The following is an 18,974-nucleotide window of genomic DNA, read 5'->3' as shown; positions in this document are numbered from 1 at the left end:
CCTTTTGAGAGGAGTGATTCCAAATCGCTCCTCTCTTTTTATTTTTTGGCGATTTTTTTTGTTTTTTTTGCTTACAGGTCTTGCTCAATATTGAGAAATTCCTTAAATTTACAGTCTAAATATTTGATTTAGAGGGCAGGTAGCTCAGTCGGTAGAGCAAAGGACTGAAAATCCTTGTGTCGGCGGTTCGATTCCGTCCCTGCCCACTTTCCTGCCACGATACCGACCGTGGCAATTTTTTTCAGGTATGCCGAAATGGCGAAATTGGCAGACGCGCTGGACTCAAAATCCAGTCTGGCTCACACCAGGTGCCGGTTCGACCCCGGCTTTCGGCACCACCTTTAAACCCTTCTTTAACTCGTAAGTTTCAATCCTATTATCCCCGCAACTATCAGAAAAAACGACAGAATTCTACCTGCCGTTGCCGCATCCTTAAAGAATAATATCCCTATTATAAATGTTCCTGCTGCTCCTACTCCTGTCCAGATTGCATAAGCTGTTCCTATTGGAATATTTCTTTGTGCAAGCCAAAGGAAATAGCCACTCCCTGCCATACTTATAACCGCGGCGATTATCCACAACCATTTTGTAGATCCATCCTGTGATGATTGAGACAACTTGAACCCAAGGGGCCATCCGATTTCGAGTAAACCCGCAACAAATAAAAATATCCATTCCATATTTAAGTCTTTTTTTTAATTATAAAATCATTCCATAAATGAAATCATGATTGAGATATTCATCTTTGATCAATCGCTTTTTCTTAAATTTGTTGTCTTTTATTGCAATTTTACATTTTCAATAAAACAGACTGAAAAAATAAGCAGAAACACCTGATTTTTTTAATAATTACCTGCGAAATATGTGATTTAACAGGAAAACACACCAAGGAAGATTTATGTTTCAATTGCCCAAATACCTGTCCATTTTAATCTTGTTCGTGACAGGGCTGACATCCGCACAGAAAAGTGTGGAGATGAGCCTGGATGATTGCGTCAAGTACGGATTGGAGAACAACAAGAGCATAAAGGTTGCTGCTGAAAAGGTAAATGCTGCAAAATTAAAAAGAGAAGAGGCAGGAACCGCCGGACTCCCCTCGCTCTCCCTTCAAGCAGGTTATACCAGACTGAGTGAGGTTGATCCATTCGCAATTAGTATACCGTTCGGTGGCTCAATGCAGACATTCACAGTCTCCCCAAGCATACTGAACAACTATTCGGCAAAATTAACACTCACTCAACCCGTCTTTACAGGTTTCAAAATTGACCTGAACAAAGAGCTCTCAGATCAGGCAATTGCTGCCGGTCTTTTTGACCTTCAGAGTGAGAAGAGCAAATTGAAATACTCAATTGCTAATTCCTACTGGTCGCTTTATAAAGTAACCGAAGGCAAAAAAGTTGTCGAAGAATACATAAAGACAATTGAATTGCACTTGAAAGATCTCAGGAATTTTTTCAAACAGGGCCTGATCACAGAAAACGAAATTCTTAAATTGGAAGTGCAACTTTCTTCCGCAAAAGTACAACTGTTGGAAACAGAAAATGCGAAGCAGATGGCGAAGTTAATGTTGTTGAACAGTATGGATATGCCATATGAAACCGAACTGACCCTTAAACCTTCGCTGATTACCGATCAACCTGCAACAAATCTTACACTCGACGAGATAAACACTCTCGCCCTGAAGAGCAGACCCGAACTTAAGGCTATGGAGGTAAGATTAAACTCCAGAAAAAGTGCGATTGAGCTTACACGCTCTGCATGGTACCCTGATATTTATTTCATTGGCAATTATAATTATTCAAGACCGAACCAAAGAATCGTTCCTACCAAGGATGAATTTAAAGGTACCTGGGATGTAACACTTTCACTCTCCTACACTCTCTGGAATTGGAATGCCACTTCATATAAGACACAGCAGGCTGAATCTGAACTTGCACAGACCAATTATCAGTATCAGATGATGAAAGATGGCATTCTCATCGAGGTGAAACAAGCCTTTTTGAACTATACTGCCAACAAGAGCAGAATTGAACTTGCCCAAAATACCGTAAAACAAGCCGAAGAAAATTACAGAGTAAGTTACAACCTCTTTCAGCAAGGCTTGATTAAAAATTCTGACCTGATTGATGCTGAAGTGGCGCTGTTTGATGCAAAAATAAAACTCGTCACATCAATTTCCGATCTCAGGAACGCAGAAGCACTTTTAGACAAAGCAACCGGTAACTAATAAAGAATTTAAGAGAAAAAAATGCTAAAAAAGATTATTTACATCCTGATTGTTGTAGCGATAATTGGAGTTATTGCTTTTGTACTTTTTAACAACAAACAGAAAATGGCTGCAAAAGTTGAAACAAAAAAAATGACCACCGTTGCAGTCTCCGTGATTGAGGCAGCAATCGAGACTATTGATAAAAAACTTACGCAAACTGGAACGGTTTTCGCTGATAAGGAAGTGGCAGTTGTATCAGAGGCACCCGGACTAATAAGAGCGGTTTATTGCGATGTTGGCGATATGGTTAAAGCCGGTCAGATACTATTTAAAGTGGATGATGAACTGAAAGTAGCTGCTCTTCGACTCAGGGAAGCTGATTACGAAAAATCAAAGAAAGACCTTGAAAAATTTGAAGCACTTCTCAAAGAAGGTTCTGCGACCGAGGCACAGGTGGATGCCTACAGACTGGCATTCAAATCTTCAGAAGCTCAACTGACCATTGCAAGGAGACAGGTTGAAGATACCAAAATAAAGGCCCCCTTCTCAGGGGTGATTACGCAGCGCATGGTTAATCTCGGTAGTAATGTGATTGGAGGAACTGTTGTCGTTAATCTTGTTGATATCAGCGCTCCCCGAGTAAAGGTAAGTGTTGCTGAAAGTGATGTATTTTTTCTAAAGAACGGTGATCTCGCCACAATTACTACCGATATTTTCCCCGGTAAGGAATTTAGTGCACGAATCAAATCAATCGGTGTGAAAGGTGATGAAGTCCACAGTTTCCCGGTGGAACTTGTCATTTTGAATAACAAAAATTTGAAAGCCGGGATGAATGTCGATGTTGAATTTAACAGAAGAGTGAATAGAGAATCGGTGGTTGTCCCCAGAACTGCGATTATCGGAAGCACAGCAGATGCTCAAGTCTTTATCATCGAGAATAATGTTGCAAAACTGAAAAAAGTAACAACCGGAATCGAAACCGGAACGAATATCGAGATTCTTTCAGGAATAGAAAAAGGTGATCAGATCGCAATATCGGGTCAGGTAAATTTGAGAGATGGCAGTCCTGTAAATATCGTTAAATCAAAATAAGTTTGAGAACAAAAAATGACAATTACTGAATTATCGATCAAGCGACCCTCCCTGATCATTGTTCTGTTTACGGTACTGATTCTTTTAGGACTTTTCAGTTACCAGCAACTGAGCTATGAGTTGCTCCCAAAAATCAGCCCCCCTGTAATAGTGATCATTACCACTTATCCGGGTGCATCACCCGATGAAGTGGAAACTTCGGTTACCAAAATAATTGAAGATGCAGTCTCCGGACAGGATCAGGTATCCACTGTAAATGCAACTTCTTCAGAAAATTTATCCCTCATTACAGTTGAGTTTAATCAGTCTGTGAATATAGATCTTGCTCTACAGGATGCTCAAAGAAGAGTAAACCAGATAGTGGCAAAGCTCCCGGATGACATCGATCCGCCTACACTTCTTAAAATTGCTCTTGATGAGATCCCCATTTTAAGAATCGGTACAACAAGCAACCTTCCACCAAACGAGTTTAGAACCTTTCTGAATGATTTTGTGAAGCCTGAACTCGCACAGGTAAAAGGTGTTGCTCAAATTTCATTTGTGGGAGGTCAGGAACGCGAAATTCAAATCCTCCTAAATGAGCAGAAATTAAAGAGTTACAATCTTTCAATAAATACAGTCACTCAGATTATCCGGGCTTCAAATCTGGATTTTCCTGCGGGTGCAATCAAAGACGCTGATGCACAATATGTGGTCAGAATCGCAGGTAAGTTCAATAATATCGACGATCTTCGAAATATGGTGATTCTGCGAAACTTCAATGGCTCAGACATAATGCTAAGCGATGTCGCGGAAGTTATTGATGGCACCAAGGAATTCACCCAGCAATCGCGTATTGATGGAGTTCCATCTGTGGGAGTGCTCATACAAAAGCAATCGGACGCTAACGCAGTGGAAGTTGCAAAAGTAAGTAAGCAAACCCTCCTCGAACTTGAAAAACAGTATTCGAATATCAATTTAAAGTTCGATATTGCTCAGGATGGTTCGCTCTATACTATCGCTGCAGCCGATGCTGTAAAAGAAGATCTTGCAATCGCGGTGGTTCTTGTTGCGCTTGTGATGCTTCTATTCCTGCATTCATTCAGGAACTCGGTAATCGTATTGATCGCAATTCCATCATCCTTGATTTCCACCTTTATAGCGATATATGCGTTTGGATTTACACTCAACCTGATGACCCTGTTGGCTCTGTCTCTCGTCGTGGGTATCCTCGTCGACGATTCTATCGTGGTGCTGGAAAATATTTATCACCACCTGGAAAAAGGTGCGGACAGACGGGTTGCAGCTCTGAAAGGAAGAAATGAGATTGGATTTGCCGCTCTGTCAATTACCCTTGTGGATGTGGCGGTTTTCCTTCCGCTTGCTTTAGTAACGGGTATCGTGGGTAATATTTTGAGGCAGTTTTCTCTCGTTGTTGTAGTATCCACTCTTATGAGTCTGCTGGTTTCGTTTACGATTACTCCAATGCTGGCATCAAGGTTCTCGAACATTGAAAAGTTCTCCGAAAATACACTCTTCGGCAGATTTGTTAACGGATTTGAGAGAGCATTCAAAAAGTTGACCGAGGATTACATTGCACTTCTAAAATGGGGTCTGAACCATAAGAAAACAGTGTTCCTTGTTACTACAGTTCTTTTTCTGGGCTCTTTAAGTCTCGTCCCTCTCGGCTTCATAGGTGGAGAATTTATGACTGTCGCAGACAGAGGTGAATTTACTGTCGTTGTCGAGATGCCATCGTCAACCAATATCAGGGAAACAAATTTCAAATCGATGGAAATTGAAAAGATAATTTCTCAGATTCCGGAGGTCAAAAGAATTAACACGACTGCCGGACTTGCAGCAGAAGGAATGCTCGGTCAAAATGCCAACAATATATCTTCTATCGATGTAACGCTGATCCCAAGAAAAGAGAGAAAAAGATCAACCGATGAGATAAGTGAAGAAATACGCCAGAAGTTGAATGCTAGGCCAGGATTAAAAGTTCATGTTAATCCAATTGGTATTTTTGGTACTGCCAATCAAACGCCGATTATGCTCGTGGTTTCCGGTGCTAACCTCGACAGTGTAAGAGTAGCCGCCGAAAAACTCGCCGAAGTCATCAAAAAAGTACCGGGTACTGCTGATGTCAGACTATCTTCTGAACAGGGTAAGAAAGAAATTTCTGTCAAAGTCAACAGAAGACTTATGGCGAGCTACGGACTGACTCTTGCAGAAGTGGGACAGACATTAAGAATCGCTTTTACAGGTGATAATAACACCAAATTCCGGGACGGCCGGAACGAGTTTGATATCAGAATCATGCTCGATAATGTCTCCCGAAATAAAACCTCTTCGCTCGAGGAAATGATATTTACTTCGCGAACCGGAAAACAGGTTAAGCTAAGTCAGTTTGCTACACTTGAGTCGACAACAGGTCCTTCAAAATTGACAAGAACCGACAGAAGTAACGCTCTCTATGTTTACTCGCAGGCAGTTGGAAGACCCACCGGTTCTATCGCTCAGGACATTGATATTGCAAGAGCAAAAGTTAATTTCCCTGCAGGTGTGACCTTCAAGTACATGGGAGATGTAAAGATGCAGGGTGAATCATTCTCCAGCATGTTCCTTGCACTTACTGCGGCAATCTTGTTCGTGTATCTGATTATGGTTGCTTTATACGATAACTGGGTATATCCTTTTGTAGTGCTCTTTTCAATACCGGTTGCCATGGTTGGAGCACTTCTTGCCCTTGCGATGGCGATGAAATCTCTATCAATTTTCTCCATGCTCGGAATAGTAATGCTTGTTGGACTGGTGGCGAAAAATGCTATTCTCCTCGTTGACCGGGCAAACCAGATGAAACTTGAACAAGGGGTTTCATCAAGAGATGCACTTGTTGAAGCCGGAAGATCGAGGTTGAGACCAATCGTGATGACAACCCTTACGATGATCATGGGTATGATACCAATAGCAATGTCATCAAGTGATGGATCAGAGTGGAAATCAGGACTTGCCTGGGGCATTATAGGTGGTCTGTCAAGTTCCCTGCTTCTTACCCTCGTTCTTGTTCCTGTGGTTTATGAACTTGTGGATAACACAGGAGCCAGAATCAAAAAATTGCTAAAAAGAAAAGAAGCTGTTAATTAATAAAAAAGAGGCTGTCTCGATAGTAATTATCCAGCAGCCTCTTTTTTTTGTCATTTTACCAGTTTTTTGAACAAAACTTGTAATTGTTCATTAACCAAAGTAACTTTTGTGTTTTTTGATCACAAAAAAAGGGTATTAACCCTTTTTTAAGCAAAATTTGGGGTAAATTCGAACATTTTGCCTAATATTATCTTTCTAAAATTGTGAGCAAAAGCTACCAATCCCAACTCTGTCAGCACACCCTTCTTTCCTCGAAGTGTGAACCTCGTAAATCCCATGTTTTGCTTTATGTTTCCGAAGACCGGCTCCACATCTATCTTTCTCCGTCTGTAGAGTTCTGCTCCGGTCTCTGATTCGAGTATCTCTTCCGCCTTCTGTCTTAGTTCTCTCCCTGTATGACTTATTTCTATAATTCTCTCCCCGGCACCTTTGTGACATGCTCCCCGAAGTGGACATCCCTCACAGTTCTTCGCCTTGTACCTGCTCAACTCAAGTGTGTAACCATTTTCTGTTTTTCTGTGCCGTTTTCCTACATTATCCATTCTCTGACCCATCGGACAGATTAAACAATCCTCTTCCTGATTATAGTAAAGATTCTCGTGACTGAATGGGTACTTACTTTTTCTCTTCTTCTTAGCATCATAGTAATTGTACTTTATTACTCCCTTTATTCCCTCCTTATGTAGGAACTGGTAATTCTCCTCAGACCCATAACCCGCATCCGCAATTAAGTACTCAGGGCTCTCTCCATACTCTTGCTGTATTCCCTTTACTACATCAGGTAATGTCGTTGCATCAGCAGGTTTCTGGAAAATATCATAACTTACCACTAACTGGTTGTTCGTTGCTATCTCTACATTATAACCCGCTTTTAACTGCCCGTTCATCATGTGATCTTCCTTCATCCGCATGAATGTCGCATCTTTATCTGTCTTGCTATACGACTTCCTCTCACCAAGTATACCCTCCTGCTCCTGATATTTCTTCAGATTCACCGGCCAGTTCTTCTCTGCGTATTTCAACTTCTGCTTTAGCTTTGCCGGTACCTCGGCCTCGCTGTCTGCCAGAGATTTATTAATCCTCTCTATTGCCTCCTTGACACTCTCAGGATCGGGCTCATGGTACTCAAAGGGAAAATCTTCCTTCTCATCCTCTGAGGCCTGTGTTTGAGCAAATTCCCAAATATCCTTAAGCTGTCTCTTCATTTTCTCTTTGTTTGATTTGATGGCATTGCCCCAAACAAAGGTATATTTATTGGCATTCGCCTCTATCTTTGTACCGTCTAAATACAACTCTTTTATGCTCAAGACTTTCTGTTCTACCAGTAGTTCAACCACCTGTGTAAAGAGGTTTTTCAGGGATAGACTCAGCTTATCCTTGCGGAACCTGTTTATTGAATTGTGATCAGGTTGCTGCATACCGCTTATCCACATGTGATGAATATTTTCCTTTAGGGCAGCTTCTATCTTTCGACTGGTGTAAATATTGTTAAGGTAGGAATAAACGATTACCTTTACAAGCATCACGGGATTATAACTGGAAGTCCCTCCACCCGGATATCGGTCGAACAAAGATGTATAGTTAATTTTATCAAGAATTGAGTTTACCACACGAACAGGATGCTCCTTGGGTATCATATCCTCAATTGAAGGAGGAAACAGAAACATTTGGTGCTGATCGTAGGGTTTGAATGCAGGGGTTTTTGGTGTCTTTTTCATATGCAAAAATACAAAAAATTGATCGGATACACAAATATATATTCCTCTTAACTACTATATATTACAATAGGTTAGGACATGTTTATGTTAACACGCTTTGGTCAATTTTCTGGCGAAAACAAGGTACTACACTTTCTAATATTGATGGTTGGGAGAGGAGTCAATAAATCAGTAATGTATAAGTTGGAACCAGGTTGAGGATGGGACACTTCGTGCTAATTATGAGAACAAAACAAAAAAGGCTGCCCCTTTTGAGACAGCCTCTTTTTTGTTTGTGTATTCTAACCGTTTAAATCAAGAAAATTCTTTAATGATGATCTATTAATTACAATGCTACTTAAGAATTTACATTGCACAGCAGCTAAGTTTCTTCACATCTTTGTCAAAACTAATGGCTGCTAATTTTACTCCTTCTGATAAAGTAAGATAAGGATGAAACATTTTTCTTAATTCCTTCACGGTAATTCCATATTTAATGGCAAGAGAAATTTCCATTAACAATTCCGAACCTTCGGAAGCTAAAATCCGCGCTCCAATTAATTTGTCATTCTCTTTATTACGGATAAGCTTAATAAATCCTTTTGTATTTCGTGCCGCAAGTGAACGAGGGACATCTTTAAGTTGAATTATGGAAACTTCATATTCAATTTTGTTATTTTTAGCCATACTTTCATCCATCCCTACTCCTGCAATCTGCGGATCGGTAAAGACAACCCAGGGAAAAATAGCATAGTCTTTTTTGGTTTTTATCTCATCATACATATTTTGAACTGCGAGCGAACCTTCATAAGCAGCTGAGTAAACAAATAAATACTCCCCTGTGACATCACCGGCAGCGTAGATATTCGGAATTGATGTTTGCATAAATTCATTCGTGTCTATAAAACTGCCGCTATGAATTTTGATCCCTGATTTTTCCAGACCACAACCTTTAGTATTACCCATTCTTCCCGTGGCGACAAAAATGTGAGTCCCTTCAATAACTTGATCATTTCCATTAACTGTAACATTGATCAAGGTCTTTCCCTCTCTTTTTACAACCGATTTTATTTTCGTATCAGTTAAAATTGATATTCCTTCTGCCTCTAATAATTCTCTCAGCGTCTCAGTAACATCCGGCATTTCATCGTAAAGAATTCGGCTCGACCTTTGAAGAATAGTGAGCCTTGAACCAAATCTTGCAAACATTTGGGCATTTTCCAATGCGATATATCGTCCGCCAATTACGATTAAGTGCTCAGGAAGTTCTTTTAATTCATAAAGATTTTCGTTTGTTAAATAGCCGGCTTCTTCCAGACCGGGAATTGTCGGGATGAAAGTAGTGGACCCGGTGGCAATAAGAATATTTTCAGCAGTAAATTTTTTACCATCAGCTTCAACCGTATTTTTATCGAAAAATTTAGCAAATGCCTTTTTGAAAGTTACATTTGGATCATCTTGAATAATATCAACATACTTTGCGTTTCGTAATCCGTTTATTAATTCTGTTTTTTGCCGAATTATGTCATTAAAGTCAATCTGACTTTTTCCGCATTTAATTCCCGTAAATCCGGGATAATTTGAAATATGGAATTGTTCTGCTGCACGAATTAATGTTTTGGATGGGATACATCCAACATTAACGCAGGTACCCCCCACAGGAAGTCCTTCATTAATCATCAATACTTTTTTCTTAAACTCACTGGCTTTAATTGCTGCTGAAAAAGCTGCTGAACCACCACCGATAATTATTAAATCATATTTAGAGTTTTCGTCGCTCAATCCTTTAATATCATCAACCACTTTATAGCTACCAATAGAATTGATAACAGTAATAATTTCAGTTGCTGAAGTTTTATCAGAATCATATTGGAATTTACCTCTCTTATCCGGGTAGCTAACAGACACATCGACTAAACCATCGATTGCTGAGACTTTATTCTCAATTGTTTTTGAGCAATGATCGCAAGTCATTCCACTTATTTCCAGGTCTATTGTCTGAATAGTCATTTTAATCTTTCAATTTGTTTTCCGTTATTAAATTTATTTAGGAATTTCGTGGCACTAATTTCTGAAAACATCTTCTTATTTTGCTATATTTTCAATGCTCGTCACTTTATAGCCAACTTTATCCTCAACAACCTTTTTAAGTTGTTCTGGTTTAACTTTTGTCGTGTCATACTCAACATAGGCAGTACCGGTTTTGTAAGATGATGTTGCACTAACAACACCTTTTTTTGATTTAAGCGCATGATCAACTGACTTTTCACAGGCGATGCAACTCATTCCCTCTATGTTCACCTTGGATTTAACGATATTATTAGATTGTATTATTACAATATCTTCTATTTCAGTTGGGAAAAAAGCTGCCGAGTAATACGGAAATGTAATTAGCATTACACTAACAGCAGTAATAATCCAAAGGAATTTCTTTGAGTTAATGAATTTGATCTTTACTGCTTTGTTGTCAGACAATTCATCGGTTGAACAAGCGCATTCAATTGCATCATTTTCTTTTTGCGCGTATGTTTTATAAAATGCATATCCCAAAACGATAACCGTTAGTCCAATAAGATAAGGTCTCAACGGTTCAAGGAAAGAAAAAGTAGTAGCTATTCCTCCCAAACCACCAAGCACGGCAAGCACAGGCGTAATACAGCAAAGCGATGCGAGAAGTGCAGTTACAATTCCGCTACCTGATAATAATTTACTTTTCATTTTTTCTCCAATATTAAAATTTGATTGATTCAAGAATCGGGCATTCTTCTGATGATACTTCTTCATTAATGCATTGGTCTATGAGTTTAACAAGAACGGTTTTGATCTTTTTTAAGTCTCTAATTCTATTCTCCACATCTCTCAGTTTTTGTTCAGTCAGATGTTTGATATCTCCGCATTTTGCATCGTCATCGATTCTCAACCTTAACAACTCCTTAATTTCTTTAAGCGTAAAACCAAGTTCTTTAGCTCGTTTAATGAAAAGTAATCGGTGTAAATCCACTTCATCATAGATTCTGTAATGCGAATCTCTACGCTTTGGTTTGGGAAGAAGTCCTTGCTTTTCATAATAGCGGATACTCTCCACATTAATTCCGGCATCTTTTGCCAATTGACCTACAAAATATTCAACCATTTTTTAATTCCTTTTTTCGTACTTCACAAATATACGCACCGTAGTATAGTACCGAGTCAAGAGCGAAACGAAATATATTTCAAAAAAAAAAGAGGCTGTCTCGATAGTAAATATCCAGCAGCCTCTTTTTTTATGTCATTTTTCGTTTTTTCGAATATTACCGGTAATTGTTCATTAACCAAAGTAACTTTTGTGTTTTTTGATCACAAAAAAAGGGTATTAACCCTTTTTTAAGCAAAATTTGGGGTAAATTCGAACATTTTGCCTAATATTATCTTTCTAAAATTGTGAGCAAAAGCTACCAATCCCAACTCTGTCAGCACACCCTTCTTTCCTCGAAGTGTGAACCTCGTAAATCCCATGTTTTGCTTTATGTTTCCGAAGACCGGCTCCACATCTATCTTTCTCCGTCTGTAGAGTTCTGCTCCGGTCTCTGATTCGAGTATCTCTTCCGCCTTCTGTCTTAGTTCTCTCCCTGTATGACTTATTTCTATAATTCTCTCCCCGGCACCTTTGTGACATGCTCCCCGAAGTGGACATCCCTCACAGTTCTTCGCCTTGTACCTGCTCAACTCAAGTGTGTAACCATTTTCTGTTTTTCTGTGCCGTTTTCCTACATTATCCATTCTCTGACCCATCGGACAGATTAAACAATCCTCTTCCTGATTATAGTAAAGATTCTCGTGACTGAATGGGTACTTACTTTTTCTCTTCTTCTTAGCATCATAGTAATTGTACTTTATTACTCCCTTTATTCCCTCCTTATGTAGGAACTGGTAATTCTCCTCAGACCCATAACCCGCATCCGCAATTAAGTACTCAGGGCTCTCTCCATACTCTTGCTGTATTCCCTTTACTACATCAGGTAATGTCGTTGCATCAGCAGGTTTCTGGAAAATATCATAACTTACCACTAACTGGTTGTTCGTTGCTATCTCTACATTATAACCCGCTTTTAACTGCCCGTTCATCATGTGATCTTCCTTCATCCGCATGAATGTCGCATCTTTATCTGTCTTGCTATACGACTTCCTCTCACCAAGTATACCCTCCTGCTCCTGATATTTCTTCAGATTCACCGGCCAGTTCTTCTCTGCGTATTTCAACTTCTGCTTTAGCTTTGCCGGTACCTCGGCCTCGCTGTCTGCCAGAGATTTATTAATCCTCTCTATTGCCTCCTTGACACTCTCAGGATCGGGCTCATGGTACTCAAAGGGAAAATCTTCCTTCTCATCCTCTGAGGCCTGTGTTTGAGCAAATTCCCAAATATCCTTAAGCTGTCTCTTCATTTTCTCTTTGTTTGATTTGATGGCATTGCCCCAAACAAAGGTATATTTATTGGCATTCGCCTCTATCTTTGTACCGTCTAAATACAACTCTTTTATGCTCAAGACTTTCTGTTCTACCAGTAGTTCAACCACCTGTGTAAAGAGGTTTTTCAGGGATAGACTCAGCTTATCCTTGCGGAACCTGTTTATTGAATTGTGATCAGGTTGCTGCATACCGCTTATCCACATGTGATGAATATTTTCCTTTAGGGCAGCTTCTATCTTTCGACTGGTGTAAATATTGTTAAGGTAGGAATAAACGATTACCTTTACAAGCATCACGGGATTATAACTGGAAGTCCCTCCACCCGGATATCGGTCGAACAAAGATGTATAGTTAATTTTATCAAGAATTGAGTTTACCACACGAACAGGATGCTCCTTGGGTATCATATCCTCAATTGAAGGAGGAAACAGAAACATTTGGTGCTGATCGTAGGGTTTGAATGCAGGGGTTTTTGGTGTCTTTTTCATATGCAAAAATACAAAAAATTGATCGGATACACAAATATATATTCCTCTTAACTACTATATATTACAATAGGTTAGGACATGTTTATGTTAACACGCTTTGGTCAATTTTCTGGCGAAAACAAGGTACTACACTTTCTAATATTGATGGTTGGGAGAGGAGTCAATAAATCAGTAATGTATAAGTTGGAACCAGGTTGAGGATGGGACACTTCGTGCTAATTATGAGAACAAAACAAAAAAGGCTGCCCCTTTTGAGACAGCCTCTTTTTAATTTTATCTAATTTTCAACTGTGTTTGAAGTTTCTGTTGAAGGAACGGCATCTGTTTCTTTCTTTTTCTTCCTGTTTTCCACAATATAATAGATTACAGGCAGAAGCATCAGAGTCGCCAGCGTTGAAGTAACAAGACCTCCGATTACAACTGTCGCCAGTGGACGCTGCACTTCGGAACCGGGACCCGTATTGAACGCCATCGGAATAAAGCCGAAGCTTGCCACAAGAGCAGTCATAAGTACAGGCCTTAGTCTGTCCGCCGTCCCTTCAATCACAGCTTTCCGAAGGTCACTTGTTTTTTCGCGCATATGATTCAGGTGCTCAAGCAACACTATACCATTCAACACAGCCACACCAAACAGGGCTACAAATCCGATACTCGCTGAAATTGAAAGGTATAGACCCCTCGCGAGGAGCAGAAGTATACCACCGGAAAGTGCATAAGGTAAATTGAGGAATATCAATCCGGCATAAACAAATTTTCCAAACATTAAATAGAGAAGTCCCAGAATTATAAAAATCGCAAGAGGTACCACGATATAAAGATGCTTCATGGCTCTCTGCTGATCCTCGAAAGACCCGCCGTATTGGATAAAATAGCCTGAAGGGACTTCAATATTAGCTGAGATTCGCGACTGAAGATCGGCAACATAAGAGCCAATGTCCCGACCTGCAAGATTTATCCCGACGATCACCCTTCTCCAGCCATTTTCCCTGGCAATCTCTCGAGGTCCTTCCTGATTAGAGATGCGGGCAACTTCCCTTAAAGGAATATTTCCACCCGAGGGTATTTGAACAGGTATGTTCGAAATGTCATCGAATGATTTTCTAAAATCTTCTCTTAATCTGACAACGATGTCAAATCGTTTCTGACCTTCATAAACAGTTCCGGCAGTATTTCCACCAATACCGGTCTCTATTACCTGTTGAACATCATCCACATTTAGACCGTATTTTGAGATGGCTTCCCTGTCAATTTCAATTGTTAAATATGGTTGTCCCGATGGTTTCTCGATGAAGTAATTGTCAGTTCCTTCAATCGAAGCAACTTCTTTAGAAATGTTTTCAGCGATCATGGAGAGCTTCTCAAGATCATCACCATAGATTTTCACAGCCAGATCGGATTTTACTCCGGAGGTCAGCTCATCCACTCTCATTGCAATCGGCTGCGTGAAATTATACGACAACCCCGGCTCCTTTTCAAGAAACGGTTTTATTTGCTCTTGAATTTTTTCCTTGGTCATTCCATCCCGCCATTCGGAGGACGGTTTCAGAATCACCCATACATCGGTCTGATGTACCCCCATCCAGTCGTTAGCCAGATCTGACCTGCCGGTCTTGGGAACCACCGTCTTCACTTCAGGAACATTTGCCATTATAAATTTACCGAGTTCGTTCGCCTTGTCCATCGATTCTTTAAGGGTAACACTAGGTAGTCTCACCTCCTCTATTAATATTGACCCTTCATCGAGTTCAGGAAGAAACTCTGTTCCGAGGAATGGAAGTGTGGCAAGTGAACCAAATATTATCAAAGTTGAGACACCCAGCACCAGTGCCTTTTTATCAAGATGCAACTCCAGTTGCTTTGTGTAGATCGGTTTGAGCCACTCGATAAGATAATTTTTCCGGATTTTCACACCTTTTCTGAAAACAATTGAAGAGAGAGCCGGAACATACACCAATGCAAGTATCAAGGAGCCAAACACTGCAGTAGCCACCGTAATCGCCATGGGCCTGAAAAGAATCCCCTCTATCCCTGAGAAAGTGGCTATCGGGACATATACCATCAGGATGATAAGAACACCAAAGAAAATAGGTCGAGCGACTTCATGAGCCGCCTCCCTGATAATTTTACTTTTATCCTTTCCCTGACTCTTCTGCAGTTTTGTTATTATGTTTTCCACCATAACAACAGATCCATCCACAACCATCCCAAAATCGATGGCACCGAGACTCATCAGATTAGCTGCAAGTCCGAACTCTCTCATCCCGATAAATGCAAAGAGCATTGAAAATGGAATGACAGAAGCAACAATCAGGGCACCTTTTATCTCACCAAGCAGAAGTAGCAACACCGCAATTACAAAGAATCCGCCTTCCAAAAGATTGGTTTGAATAGTGGATGTGGTACGGTCTACAAGATCAGACTGGTCATAAAATTTCTCAATGGTTACTCCCTCCGGTAAATTCTCATTTATGGAATTAATCTTGGCATCGATATCGGCGATTACTTCCCTGCCGTTACCACCTCTTAACATCATCACGATGCCGGTAACGACTTCTCCTTTTCCATCCTGAGTGACACCTCCCTGCCGGAGCTGTTCGGTGATTCTTACATCTGCGATATCACCTATCGAAATGGACCGGTTGGCAAACTTCTTCACGATTATTTGAGATATGTCTGTTGCATTTTTTATCTGACCAAAACCTCTGACGATATACTGTTCTCTGTTATGCTCAAGATAGTTTCCACCAGACACGCTGTTATTGCTCTGAATGGCATCAAGAACATCCTTGAACCCGAGGTCATAAGCCCGGAGTTTACCGGGAGTCACGACCACTTCATACTGTTTAACATAACCACCAAATGAGTTTATCTCAGTTACACCTTTTACAGTCTTAAGTTGAGGCATTATCAGCCAGTCCTGAATGGTCCTGAGGTCTGTAAGCGAATATTTTTCACCTCTGACCACATACTGATATATCTCTCCTAGAGCGGTTGAGATGGGTCCCAGGTTTGGAGTCGATACACCGGGTGGAAGCTGGTCCTGAACGCTCTGAAGCCTCTGTGAGACCATCTGGCGGGCAAAATAGATATCCTGATCTTCCTCGAACTCTATAATCACTGCTGAAAGACCAAACTGAGAGATGGATCTCACCTGCTTTACGCCGGGTAGCCCGTTCATCGATGTCTCTATCGGGTAACTGACGAGTTTTTCAACATCGTAAGGAGAATACCTTCCTGATTTTGTAATTACAAGCACCTGAACAGGGGTAACATCCGGAAGCGAGTTTATCGGAAGTTCAGTTAACGAATAATAGCCGCCGAAAGCCATCAAAATCATCAGACTGAGTGCGACTACCTTTTGCCGCAAACTAAAATCGATTATTCCTTTCAGCATAATTTTATTCTCCACCCTCGGCGGACTTCGACAGGGCTTTCAAATCGAATACATTACTTGTAGCTATCTCCTCTCCTTCTGACAAACCTTCTTTTACGATACCAATCTTCTCAGTGGATTTTGCGAGCCTTACGGGTCTGAGAATAAATGTGTTTTCACTTTTCTTCACAAATACATATGGAACATCACCTTGGTAGATAATGGCATCCAATGGTATGCCTATTACCGGTTCTTCCGTACCTGTAGAAATTTCCATTCGTAGAATCTGACCTGGTTTAGGCCATTCATTTTTCGTCGTGACTGTGGAATTGACGGTTATGGCCTTGTTCACCTCATCGAGGGAAGGGTTTATGCTTCCGATGGTTCCCGAGACAAACTGTTCAGGGTTATCTTTTGAGAAAGCAGTAAATCTGTCACCTGTGTTGACCAGTTTAAGATCCTCAGGGGAAACGAAACCACGAATTTGAACTTTGCTCAGGTTTACAATTGACATCATGTTTTGGTAGGAGGTTACAGCCTGACCCGGATCGATCATATCTTCGTTTACAAGCCCTGACATTGGACTGAAAATCTTTAGGACCGGATCTTTGATGTTTGAGGAATTTAGGGATTCTATTTGTTTTTCAGGTACTCCGACAGATCTCAACCTTGCTTTTGCTGCAGCAAGAGCAGCAACAGCCCTCTCGTATTCAGCTTTTACCTCTTCGAGTCGGCTCTCTGTGCTGATTCCCTTTTCCTTTAACTGTAAATTCCTGTCAAGTTTGTTTGTTTGATAGTTCAATTCTGACTTTGCTTTTACCAAATCGGCTATCAGGTCAGCAAACTCCAAACTTTCGAGCTCACAAATCACTTCTCCCTGCCTGACCCGGTCACCTTCATTTTTGTAAATCTTGATAATCCTTCCGCTGATCGGTGCACTAACTTTGGCGATGTTTTGAGGTGCAGGAACAACTGTAGAAGCTATCACTAAAGAATAGTCGAGAGATTTCTTCTCAATTTTGAATAGTTTGACATTCAGGATTGCTGCCTGTTCTTTTGTCAAGGTAATTTCCTGATACTTTTTAGGTTGTTCCTTTTTCTGCTCCTTTGTTTTAGGTTTTTGCTCCTCTCCACAACCGCCTGCAGTGAAAGCGACAATCATAAAAATAGTAAAAAGAGTAAGCTGTATTTTCATAGTATACCTGTATCTATTCATTATATAAAAATTCTTTGGGTGAAAATTTTTCAAGTTCGATCAATCTAAAATTATAATCAAGGAGGTAGTCGTAATATCTCCTGGAGCTGGTTAAGTATGTTCTCCTTGCTTCGAGCAGGGTTAAGAAATCAATTTCTCCGAGTTTGTAGCCCTCGGTTGTTAGATTAAGAAGTTCTTCACTTTCCGCAAGTATGCCGTTTGCAAACCGGTCCAAATTTTCACCGGCGGACTCGTAGCCATGCCATGCAATTTCAACTTCCTTTTTCATCAATAGAAGTTCCTCACGGTAGTTTTCATCAGATATTTTAACTGATGAAATTGAATGATCGATGAGACTTCGTTGATTACTTTGAAACCAGAGTGGAAGCGATACCCCGACCTCAAAGCCCAGTGCTTTAAAACCGGATCCGAAATCCTGTCCAAATAGATTAAGTGAGATATTTGGGAAATAAGCGGCTTCAGCAACCCGGAGTTGATTTTCTGCGGCTTCAATAAGTTTTTTCTTGGAACGCACACCAGGCATGTCATAAAAAGTAGAGAGTATATCGCTCTGGGAAATTTCAGTTTTTTTGTAATAGAGTGTATCGGGGAAATTGATCGAATATTTCTGGTTTGTGGTCTCGAGTCCAATCTGATTGAACAGACTGTATCGTGACTGGTGCAGGTAATTTTGCGCCTCCGAAATCGAATTTTCTGCTTCATTTACCTGTATTTTAGCTTTGAGTAACTCAATTTTTGTCGCTTCCCCGGATTCAAACTTCAATTTCACGGCTTCATAGACACCCTTTGAAATCTCCAGTTCACTCTCTGCGAGATGCAATATTTCCAGACCATACTGAAGTTGTGAATAGGATTTTTTAATCTCTTCGCGAAGTAGGAGGAGGGCATTTTCATATTCAAGTTGAAGAGCTTCGATTTCTGAACTTATTCTGTCGGTAATTCGTGAAGTTGTAACCGGGAAAATGATGTCTTGTGAAATACCCAGTCTTTGTTCATCAAAAGAGGAGAAACTTGTATTTCCGATGCCTTCACGCGAGTAAGAAAGCACCGGATCAGAGAGTCCGCTGTTCCCTCTTAATTCTGCCTTTTTTTGATTTACTGCCTGGACAAGCTTCTGTAATTTCGGACTTTTCAGTACTGCCAGGTGCAGAGCCCGTTTTACGGAGAGTGTATCGACGAAGGAGGGATTATCAAGCGATTGCGAGCACACCGCAATTGAAATAAAGAAAAATATTACAGGTAGATACCGATTTTTGATCATATTTTATACTTCCGGGGGATAGCTTCAAATATCTTAAATTCCATAAACAAAATTAGCGAAAATCG

General features: G+C 40.4%; 12 protein-coding genes and 2 tRNA genes. 5 read left to right on the top strand and 9 right to left on the bottom strand.

Annotated features, from left to right (window positions below):
• Positions 1–133: 133 nt before the first annotated feature.
• Positions 134–206: transfer RNA gene (locus J0L60_08105), tRNA-Phe, on the top strand.
• 43 nt (positions 207–249) lie between these two features.
• Positions 250–338, top strand: a tRNA-Leu gene (locus J0L60_08100).
• A gap of 15 nt (positions 339–353) precedes the next feature.
• Here J0L60_08100 and J0L60_08095 read toward each other — a convergent pair.
• Positions 354–680, bottom strand: a complete 327-nt coding sequence (locus J0L60_08095; GenBank protein MBN8546080.1) for a multidrug efflux SMR transporter — start codon at positions 678–680, stop codon at positions 354–356.
• 218 nt (positions 681–898) lie between these two features.
• Here J0L60_08095 and J0L60_08090 point away from each other — a divergent pair, with 218 nt between their 5' ends.
• Genes J0L60_08090 through J0L60_08080 form a run of 3 tightly spaced genes read left to right on the top strand, consistent with a single transcriptional unit; the run spans position 899 to position 6,427 of the window.
• Positions 899–2,227: a TolC family protein gene (locus tag J0L60_08090; protein MBN8546079.1), complete on the top strand. Its 1,329-nt coding sequence runs from the start codon at positions 899–901 to the stop codon at positions 2,225–2,227.
• A gap of 21 nt (positions 2,228–2,248) precedes the next feature.
• Positions 2,249–3,301 (top strand): efflux RND transporter periplasmic adaptor subunit, encoded by a 1,053-nt coding sequence (locus J0L60_08085; protein ID MBN8546078.1) that lies wholly within the window; start codon positions 2,249–2,251, stop codon positions 3,299–3,301.
• Positions 3,302–3,316: 15 nt separating this feature from the next.
• Positions 3,317–6,427, top strand: coding sequence for an efflux RND transporter permease subunit (locus tag J0L60_08080; protein MBN8546077.1), 3,111 nt, complete (start codon positions 3,317–3,319; stop codon positions 6,425–6,427).
• 146 nt (positions 6,428–6,573) lie between these two features.
• On the opposite strand, the gene J0L60_08075 is transcribed toward J0L60_08080, so the two are convergent.
• From J0L60_08075 to J0L60_08040, 8 genes are all read right to left on the bottom strand, one after another.
• The gene (locus J0L60_08075) at positions 6,574–8,145 is read right to left on the bottom strand and encodes an IS1182 family transposase (protein ID MBN8546076.1); all 1,572 of its coding nucleotides are present in this window, start codon (positions 8,143–8,145) and stop codon (positions 6,574–6,576) included.
• A gap of 345 nt (positions 8,146–8,490) precedes the next feature.
• Positions 8,491–10,134: a mercury(II) reductase gene (gene merA / locus J0L60_08070; protein ID MBN8546075.1), complete on the bottom strand. Its 1,644-nt coding sequence runs from the start codon at positions 10,132–10,134 to the stop codon at positions 8,491–8,493.
• A gap of 75 nt (positions 10,135–10,209) precedes the next feature.
• The gene (merTP, locus tag J0L60_08065; GenBank protein MBN8546074.1) at positions 10,210–10,842 is read right to left on the bottom strand and encodes a mercuric transport protein MerTP; all 633 of its coding nucleotides are present in this window, start codon (positions 10,840–10,842) and stop codon (positions 10,210–10,212) included.
• A gap of 13 nt (positions 10,843–10,855) precedes the next feature.
• The gene (locus J0L60_08060; GenBank protein ID MBN8546073.1) at positions 10,856–11,257 is read right to left on the bottom strand and encodes a heavy metal-responsive transcriptional regulator; all 402 of its coding nucleotides are present in this window, start codon (positions 11,255–11,257) and stop codon (positions 10,856–10,858) included.
• Between the two features lie 230 nt (positions 11,258–11,487).
• Positions 11,488–13,059 carry an IS1182 family transposase gene (locus J0L60_08055; GenBank protein MBN8546072.1) on the bottom strand — a complete coding sequence of 524 codons (1,572 nt, stop codon included), beginning with the start codon at positions 13,057–13,059 and terminating at the stop codon, positions 11,488–11,490.
• A 277-nt stretch (positions 13,060–13,336) separates the two neighbouring features.
• Complete coding sequence (locus tag J0L60_08050) at positions 13,337–16,453, bottom strand: efflux RND transporter permease subunit (GenBank protein ID MBN8546071.1); 3,117 nt, start codon at positions 16,451–16,453, stop codon at positions 13,337–13,339.
• A 4-nt stretch (positions 16,454–16,457) separates the two neighbouring features.
• The gene (locus J0L60_08045) at positions 16,458–17,627 is read right to left on the bottom strand and encodes an efflux RND transporter periplasmic adaptor subunit (protein MBN8546070.1); all 1,170 of its coding nucleotides are present in this window, start codon (positions 17,625–17,627) and stop codon (positions 16,458–16,460) included.
• A gap of 13 nt (positions 17,628–17,640) precedes the next feature.
• Positions 17,641–18,909: a TolC family protein gene (locus J0L60_08040; protein ID MBN8546069.1), complete on the bottom strand. Its 1,269-nt coding sequence runs from the start codon at positions 18,907–18,909 to the stop codon at positions 17,641–17,643.
• Positions 18,910–18,974 lie beyond the last annotated feature (65 nt).

The organism is Ignavibacteria bacterium, from assembly GCA_017302895.1.
In the GTDB taxonomy this organism is placed as follows: Bacteria; Bacteroidota; Ignavibacteria; order Ignavibacteriales; family Ignavibacteriaceae; genus UTCHB3.
The sequence above is the reverse complement of the archived record's forward strand: the minus strand, read 5'-3'. Positions and strand labels throughout refer to the sequence as shown.